At 58.0% G+C, this 7,760-nt stretch carries 11 protein-coding genes; 1 reads left to right on the top strand and 10 read right to left on the bottom strand.

What is annotated here, in order from left to right; all coding sequences use genetic code 11:
* From PA598K_RS38500 to PA598K_RS34095, 10 genes are all read right to left on the bottom strand, one after another.
* On the bottom strand, nucleotides 1-347 hold a 347-nt coding region (locus PA598K_RS38500; RefSeq protein WP_260405752.1), incomplete at its 3' end, for an SAM-dependent methyltransferase.
* Nucleotides 344-1,129 (bottom strand): tRNA1(Val) (adenine(37)-N6)-methyltransferase, encoded by a 786-nt coding sequence (locus PA598K_RS34055; RefSeq protein ID WP_128661184.1) that lies wholly within the window; start codon nucleotides 1,127-1,129, stop codon nucleotides 344-346. The genes PA598K_RS34055 and PA598K_RS38500, both read right to left, overlap by 4 nt.
* Before the next feature lie 94 nt (nucleotides 1,130-1,223).
* Nucleotides 1,224-1,622 (bottom strand): initiation-control protein YabA, encoded by a 399-nt coding sequence (locus tag PA598K_RS34060; RefSeq protein WP_128661175.1) that lies wholly within the window; start codon nucleotides 1,620-1,622, stop codon nucleotides 1,224-1,226.
* Nucleotides 1,623-1,691: 69 nt separating this feature from the next.
* On the bottom strand, nucleotides 1,692-2,492 hold the full coding sequence (locus PA598K_RS34065) for a PSP1 domain-containing protein (protein WP_128661176.1): 801 nt from the start codon (nucleotides 2,490-2,492) through the stop codon (nucleotides 1,692-1,694).
* Nucleotides 2,493-2,496: 4 nt separating this feature from the next.
* Nucleotides 2,497-3,474, bottom strand: a complete 978-nt coding sequence (holB, locus tag PA598K_RS34070; protein WP_128661177.1) for a DNA polymerase III subunit delta' — start codon at nucleotides 3,472-3,474, stop codon at nucleotides 2,497-2,499.
* Nucleotides 3,475-3,514: 40 nt separating this feature from the next.
* Entirely contained in the window at nucleotides 3,515-3,958 is a 444-nt protein-coding gene (locus PA598K_RS34075; protein ID WP_128661178.1) for a YaaR family protein, read from the bottom strand.
* 17 nt (nucleotides 3,959-3,975) lie between these two features.
* The gene (locus PA598K_RS34080) at nucleotides 3,976-4,305 is read right to left on the bottom strand and encodes a cyclic-di-AMP receptor (RefSeq protein ID WP_020620805.1); all 330 of its coding nucleotides are present in this window, start codon (nucleotides 4,303-4,305) and stop codon (nucleotides 3,976-3,978) included.
* A gap of 52 nt (nucleotides 4,306-4,357) precedes the next feature.
* Nucleotides 4,358-5,011, bottom strand: coding sequence for a dTMP kinase (gene tmk, locus PA598K_RS34085; RefSeq protein ID WP_128661179.1), 654 nt, complete (start codon nucleotides 5,009-5,011; stop codon nucleotides 4,358-4,360).
* Between the two features lie 65 nt (nucleotides 5,012-5,076).
* Nucleotides 5,077-6,603 (bottom strand): aminotransferase class I/II-fold pyridoxal phosphate-dependent enzyme, encoded by a 1,527-nt coding sequence (locus PA598K_RS34090; protein WP_128661180.1) that lies wholly within the window; start codon nucleotides 6,601-6,603, stop codon nucleotides 5,077-5,079.
* A gap of 104 nt (nucleotides 6,604-6,707) precedes the next feature.
* Nucleotides 6,708-6,896 (bottom strand): sigma factor G inhibitor Gin, encoded by a 189-nt coding sequence (locus PA598K_RS34095; RefSeq protein ID WP_128661181.1) that lies wholly within the window; start codon nucleotides 6,894-6,896, stop codon nucleotides 6,708-6,710.
* Between the two features lie 304 nt (nucleotides 6,897-7,200).
* Between PA598K_RS34095 and PA598K_RS34100 the strand changes: the two genes are divergently transcribed.
* Nucleotides 7,201-7,731: a transposase gene (locus tag PA598K_RS34100; protein WP_128661185.1), complete on the top strand. Its 531-nt coding sequence runs from the start codon at nucleotides 7,201-7,203 to the stop codon at nucleotides 7,729-7,731.
* Nucleotides 7,732-7,760: the final 29 nt, after the last annotated feature.

Below are 7,760 nucleotides of genomic sequence, written 5' to 3' on the forward strand. Positions count from 1 at the left end.
GGGATGCCAGCCGCTGCGGCCGCCACGACCAGCTCGCTGCCCGGATCGGAGATCGCTGGCAAGCCGGCATCGCTGACGATTGCAATCTGGCGACCCTCCTCCAGCATCCGCAGCAGCTCCTCGCCGCTCGCCTGCTTGTTATGCTCATGATAGCTGACCAATCGTGTCTGGATCTCGAAGTGCGTCAGCAGCTTGCGCGTCTGCCTCGTATCCTCGGCTGCGATCAGATCGACCTCGCGCAGCGTTCGTACCGCTCGATACGTCATATCCTCGAGATTGCCGATCGGCGTACCGACCAAGTAGAGCCTGCCTGTCTCGGCGCTGCCGAAGCTTCGTTGGACGTTCATCGATCCGCCTCCTCTTGCTCAGCCCGCTCGCCTGGCTGGCCATAGTAGATCGCCTTCAGCTCGTCGGCATACTCCCGCTCCTCCGTATAGACGATCAGTGGCGGCAGCAGCCGCAGATCCGGCTTAGCGTCCCGCATCGCCTCGATCAGCACCATATTGGCCTCGCCGCCCGCATGCGGGTGGACAAAGCGCAGCCGCTTCGGCTCGAGCCGCACCTCGCGCAGCGCCTCCAGGATCTCCACCAGCCGCGAAGGCCGATGCACCATCGAGACACGTCCGCCGGTACGGACGAGCCGCGCGCAAGCCGCCGTCACGTCACGCAGCGTACAGTAGATCTCATGCCGGGCGATGGCATAATATTCATTACGGTTCTGATCGCCTGCCGCAGGCGGCATATAGGGCGGGTTGACCGTAATCGCGTCATAGGTGCCATAACCGCCTGTCAGATGATAATCCTTCAGATCGCCCTCGATGACCTGTATCCGATCCTCCAGGCCATTGGAGCGGACGCTGCGCCTGGCCATATCCGCCAATCTGGGCTGCAGCTCGACGGCATCGATCCGGGCCCGGGTACGTGTCGTCAGCAGCAGCGGGATGACGCCATTGCCGCTGCACAGATCGAGCACCCGTCCTTGCTGCGGCACGCCGGCGAAGCGCGCCAGCAGCACCGCGTCCATCGAGAAGCTGAACACCTCCCGGCTCTGGATGATGCCTAGCTCATCCGTGACCAGATAGTCGTATCGTTCATTGTCATATAAGACCGGCTTGCACTCGCTCTCCATCATATCGCTACCTCGAATCCTTTGGAAATTCAAGAAAAGACCCTTGCGGGTCTCTTCTCTAAAATAAGAACCTATAGTTGCATGCATCTAACCACTACTTGCTCAGAAACGACAGGCAAAACAGACAGTCGCCCTCGGTGCGAAGGTGACCATAATACACATTACAAATATGGAAGCCCTCGTGATACAGCCGAGCCAGATTATCGTAGCCTTCTCCCACAGCGGAGACGGCAGGATCGACCATCAAAGGCTGCTCTTCCTGCATAGCCGCTGCAACGTTAGGTTGCGGCAGCTCCTGTGGCGCGGCATGAACCTTGGGGCGCTCTGATTTTTCTTTCAGCACCTTGCGCAGCCGCTGGTTCTCCATACTGAGGCGTTGGTTTTCCTCGAGCAGCTCTTTGATCGTCTGCTTCATATCGCCCAGCTCGGTATGGAGCCCGCCTACATGGGTTTCCAACTGATCCATTCGTTTAAAAATTTCACTTTTTCCCATGGTTCCACCCCAGAGCACGCTATCATTCCATAATCAAGTCTATCCGACAACTTCACATCGGGCCAGCCTTTATTTGACGACGACCTCGTCGAAGGGCAGTTCCTTCGACTTGCCACTATCGAACAGTTGGACATAGACGGTCCGTTTGGACGCGTTGATCCCCGACACCTTGCCTTCGCCGAGCGAGGTGACGACGACCTTGCCCACAGCAGGCATCTCCTCTCTGACGCTCTCATAGTTGTCATGCTCATACTTGAGACAACACATCAGACGGCCGCACAGGCCGGAGATCTTGGTCGGATTAAGCGAGAGATTCTGATCCTTGGCCATCTTGATGGAGACCGGTTCAAAATCGCCGAGCCAGGTCGAGCAGCAGAGCAACCGACCGCATGGGCCGATACCGCCCAGCATCTTGGCCTCGTCTCGCACTCCGATCTGTCTAAGCTCGATGCGGGTGCGGAACACGCTCGCCAGATCCTTGACCAGCTCGCGGAAGTCGACCCGTCCTTCGGCGGTGAAGTAAAAAATAATCTTGTTGCGATCAAAGGTGAACTCGACATCGACCAGCTTCATCTTCAGCTTATGATCCCGTATTTTGTCCATACAGGTGACAAAAGCGTTTTTGGCAGCGGTCTTGTTCTCTTCGACGACACGTGCATCGGCATCCCCGGCAATCCGGATGACCTTCTTAAGGGGCAGGACTACGTCTGATTCGCCAACCTGCTTCTGTCCGACCACTACCTTGCCGTACTCGATGCCACGAGCCGTCTCGACGATCACATGGTGATCCTGGGCGACCTGATGCTCGACCGGGTCAAAGTAGTAGATCTTGCCCGCTTTCTTGAAGCGAACACCGACTACATTATACAAAGGATTAAACCTCCTGTAGCTGAACTAGAAATTGCTCCAGTGCAAGCTGCGGGGCCACATGGGCTCGCAGCCGCCGGCCCGTCTCCAACGCCAGCTCCATGCAGGCGACCCAGCCTGCGGGCGAGCGCTGGAAGGCGTGCTTGCCGATCCATTCCAGCTGATCTATAAAAACGATGCTCTCTTGCCTGCCGGCCTGAAAGTGTATCATGTCCTTGAACCACAGTATCCACAATGACAACAACAGCTCGGAGCGCTCGGCCAGATCGGTTTTGAATACTTGCTGCTGTGCGGTAATCATCGCCGCGGCCAGCCGGGTCATGCTCTCCTTGCCTAATTGTATCATTACATTTCTGATTTCTGCAAACCCCTCTTGCTGGATGATGGCCCGACACGCCGGCACGCCAGCTGCCAGATGCACTGCCGCCCGGCTCAGCAAGGGCGGATGCCCCTCGGCGAGCAGCATCTCCAGCATCGCCTGCGGCGCCATCGGCAAGAACGGCACATGCTGAGTGCGAGACCGCACAGTCGGCAGTACGGCCTGTCCATTGTCCGTGATCAGGATCGCGACGATCGGCGACTGGGGCTCCTCGAGAAATTTCAACAGGCTGTTGGCCGCCTGCATCGTCATCTTCTCGGCTTGCTCGACGATGTACACCTTTCGACTGGCGCCGCTGTTGCGGTACGACAGCTCGCGCTGCAGCTCGCGGATCTGGTCGATCTTGATCGAAGCGCCATCAGGCCCGATCTGGTACAGATCGGGCTGGTTGCCGTGCTCGAACTTGCGGCAGGCCAGACATTCGCCGCAGGCGTCTGCGCCACCCGCCTCGCAGAACAGCGCCTTGGCGAAGGCCAACGCCGCCTGCTTGCGTCCTGTCCCGGCTGGTCCGCTGAACAGATAAGCATGCGCCACCTGTCCGCGCTGCAGCGCATGCTGCATCAGGCGGACCGCCTTCGGTTGTCCGACGATCGTTTCCATAGACATTCTGTTTCCCTACTCTCTAAGGCTCCCCGCCCGGTACCTGTCAAAAAAACAAGTTGATCAGCATGCCGCGAATCTCGCCGACCCGGTGCAGCAGCTCGATCCGCCCGTCCTCCGATTCGAGCAGCTCCTCCGCCATCAGCAGGAGCGCGGCATCGACCTCTTCGAGCAGCTTATATCGCTTCGTACGGCCGCGGCGGTCCCATCCCTTCGTATCCTTGAGCGCGACGCCGCGGCGTACGGTATCCTCCAGAAATTGCTTGACCATCTGACGGTAAAGCTTTAGCTCCCGCACCGTCATCGAGCGAGTCAGCCGCTCGCCCTGCGCATGGATATCCTGCAGTCTACGCTGCAACTGCTCCTGCGTCCGTTGGCGGTCCTGCTGCCCCATCACATCAGCGAAGCTCTTCGCTTCGACAGGACGAGGGCCGAGATCAGCGCGCGTCCGATCCTGACCGAGCGGCCGGAAGCCCGGATTAATCTTCATCTGCTGTCACATCCCATTCAGAAGTGCTCGAATCGCTCGACCGGCACGACGAATACCGCAGCGCCGCCGACCTGGACTTCGACAGGGAATGGGATATACGAGTCGGTCGTGCCGCCCATCGGCGTCACCGGGGACACCATCTGATCCCGAATCTTACAGTTGGACCGGATGACTGTCATGACATCATGGACGCGTTCGTCTTCGATCCCGATCATAAAGGTCGTGTTGCCGGCCTTGAGGAACCCGCCTGTACTGGCAAGCTTGGTCGCACGGAAGCCCTCCTTGACAAGTGCATTGGACAAACGGTTGCTATCTTTATCCTGTACGATCGCAATGACGAGTTTCATCACTGATCCCTCCTGTAAGTTCTTCGGATTTCATAACATATGAGTCCTCTTATCATTTGACACGAGATGCCAAAAATCCTCCCCATCGCGCCTCGACAAGCGCAATTACTTGGGCAGCCACCGCTTCGGGCGTCTGCTCGGCATCGACCAGGGCGATCCGCTCCGGGTAACGCTGCAGCAGCAGGTTGTACCCCTCCCTTACCCGATTATGAAAGGCAAGACTCTCCAGGTCCAGGCGATTGACCTCCCGATTGTCGCCTCGGCTGATCCGCTCCAGTCCAATCTCCGGCCGCACATCCATATAGATCGTCAGATCGGGCATCATGCCCGCTATCGCAAAGCGGTTGATCTCCCACACCTCTTCGATCCCCAGTCCCCTGGCATGGCCTTGGTAAGCCAGACTGCTGTCGATGAAGCGATCGCAGATGACGATCTCCCCCCGATTCAATGCTGGCATTACCTTCTCTACCAGATGCTGGCGTCTGGCGGCTGCGTAGAGCAGCGCTTCCGTACGGGCATCCATCGCCGTATGCTTCGGATCGAGGATGACTTGACGGATCTGCTCAGCGATCGGGATGCCGCCTGGCTCCCGTGTCGTAACGACGGTACGTCCGCTTGCCGCCCCATACTCGGCCAACGTCTCGATCAATGTCGTCTTGCCGGCGCCTTCGCCGCCTTCGATCGTAATGAATAGTCCTTTGCTCACTTGCGTATCTCCTTGCTCGCGCTAGTCGTTGTCCTCCTAGTGTACCATGAAAAAGGAAGGTGCGACTAAACTGTTTTTGTGGTCCATACCCGTATCGTCCGCAGACTCGGATCGGCTGCGCCCTGACACCTCGCACCGAGCAGAGCCAGCTGCTGCAGCTGCTCCAGGGCTGCCGATGACAATCGTTCGCCCGCATAGACGAGCGGAATGCCGGGCGGATAAGGGATGATCATCTCCGCAGCGATCCGTCCCTCGGCATTCGACAGCTCAACCGTCTCTGAGGCCCGCCCGCGCGCCGTGTGCAGATCGAAGGCGACCGGCTCCGAATGGCCTGCAGCGAGCGGCGCCAGAGCATGGGAATCCTCCGCCACATAGGTCGCTGCAGCAGCCTCACTAAACTCCTGGTCTGCTGCATCCTCTTCGCCGATCTGCTGCAAGGCCGCCAGCAGCGCCTCGATATCCTCATCTCTTGTACCAACGCCGAACAGCAGGACGACATACATCGCATCCGCCATCTCCGCCCAACAGCCTCGCGCTTCCAGCGACGACTTCAGGGCGTATCCGGACAAGCGGCCGGTACGATCGCGGATCGTAACCCGCAGCGGATCGTGGTAGATGTCGGGTGCGCCGATCCTGGCATCCTGGGCTGTGTGATGGATTCGATCCGCTGTCTCGAAGCCAGTCTCTATCGGCAGCCGCCGGCGGAATTGATCCGCAGCCGCGAGCGCGGACTCGAACAGTGTCGAACCTTCGCGGTCGATCATTGCCCGGGCAATATCGAGCGACGCCATGATCGGGTAGGATGGACTGGAGCTCTGGATAAGCTGCAGCATCTGTCGAATCGCCGCCCGATCGATCCGATCACCTTGCATGTGGAGCATCGCGCCCATCGTCATCGCCGTCAATGTCTTATGCGTCGACTGGACGACAGCGTCGGCGCCGGCTTGCAGGGCGCTGTCAGGCAGCTCCGGGTGCAGACCGAAGTGCGCGCCATGTGCTTCGTCCACCAGCAGCGGCAGACCGTAGCTGTGAACGACCTCGACGTAGGGGGTCAGTTGCACGCCAAGACCATAGTAGCTCGGGTTGCTCAGCAGCACCGCCTTGGCTTGTGGATAGCTCTGCAGCGCCTCTCGGAGAGCGGCAAGCGACGGTGTGAGGGCAAGGCCAGTCGCTGGATCGACATGCGGGTCGACGAAGACTGCCGATGCCTGAGCGAGCTGTAGACCGTGGATGACCGACTTGTGTACGTTGCGCTGAACGATCAGGATATCGCCTCGGCGGAGATGCGCCAGGATGAGCGCCAGGTTGCCTGCTGTACTGCCGCCGACGAGGAAGCAGCTCTCCTCCGAGCCGAATGTAGCTGCGGCGAGCTGCTGCGCCTCCAGGATTACCCCCTCTGGCTGATGCAGATCATCGGTGTCGGAGAGCTCCGTTACATCGAGGCTTAGGATCGCTGCGTAGTCCATCGCCTCGTCCTGCCCTGTATAGGCTCGCCCCTGGCTGTGACCAGGTACGTGATAGCTGCGTGGCTTCGCAGCGCGATGACGTCGCAGCGCCTCGTAGAGCGGGGTACGCGACTTTGAAGATGTCATGACAGCTCCTCATTTCTGTTGAACAATAGATAGGGCTATTATAGCGCATCGACTCGGAATTGAAAAAAAGAGACGACCCTCTTTTTTAAAAAAAGAGATCCTCTCTAGGAAATGTTATCTTGAATCCAGAGCTGCTTCAGCTGATGAATATAAAAAGGATATTTTTCGTCTTTGACATCGGTGCGGACCATCTCACGCTCGCAGCTGTCGCAAATGAATTGCGTGACAATGTGGATCCCTTCGGTTTTTTCCAACCCGCAGACGATACAGGTATGTTTATGCTCTTCTTGCATGTGCATCCCGCCTTTGTCACGTAGGATACGTTACCTTCCCTATCAGTATGGCACATTCTCTACTATAATATACTTGTTTCATAGCAAATGGGGAAACTTTTTTATATTATATGCGCCTATTGACGCGTTGGTGCCCAGCCGGGCTCGCACACTCACAGGACGATGCGGGTCAAGATTGCGGCGATTGCAGCGGTTGCGGCAATTCCCGCGGCTTCTGTATAAACATCCGCTCCTCTTCTTCCGATAGTAACATTGATACGGATACTCATCGGATCACGAACAGGGGAGCTGACGGAAAGTGGCCATGCAAAGAGCTTCAGTACTGGACCGTAACGCCACGGTCTATCATTATCAATTGGTTCGCAAGTTGCCGGTGCATCAGGAGATGATGATCAGCTATGGCATCATCGCACTGTTGTTGCTTGGTTTTCAATACGGCTTCTATGGGCAGTTGGGCATGCTCCATTGGGCAGTTGGTCTGCCTGCGATCGCATTCGTGCAATGGATTATCCTGCGACTGACGATGTACCGCGTCGATGAGGGCGATGATCGTCGATGGGGCTGGCGTTACCGGTTGCCGTGGATTGGCTATCTGCCGATTCAGATGGTCGAGCTGGGCCAGTTCCGCAGGCTGCATCGCCATCTCATCTGGCTAGGACTGTGCACGATTGCCCTTTCCTATCCATGGGTCCCCGAGTCGCTCTTGCTCAGCCTTATCTGCTGGCATGTATGGCTGCTGGCACCTAGGTTGCTCATCCTCTCCCGACTCCGCAAGGCGCGCCGTGACGGGGTGCTGCGGCTAGACAACTATGAGGTGTTGTTCTACCATCGCTAGTCTAACTGCCCCGCGCACAACATCGAGTA

Source organism: Paenibacillus sp. 598K (assembly GCF_003851045.1).
GTDB lineage: Bacteria > Bacillota > Bacilli > Paenibacillales > Paenibacillaceae > Paenibacillus_D.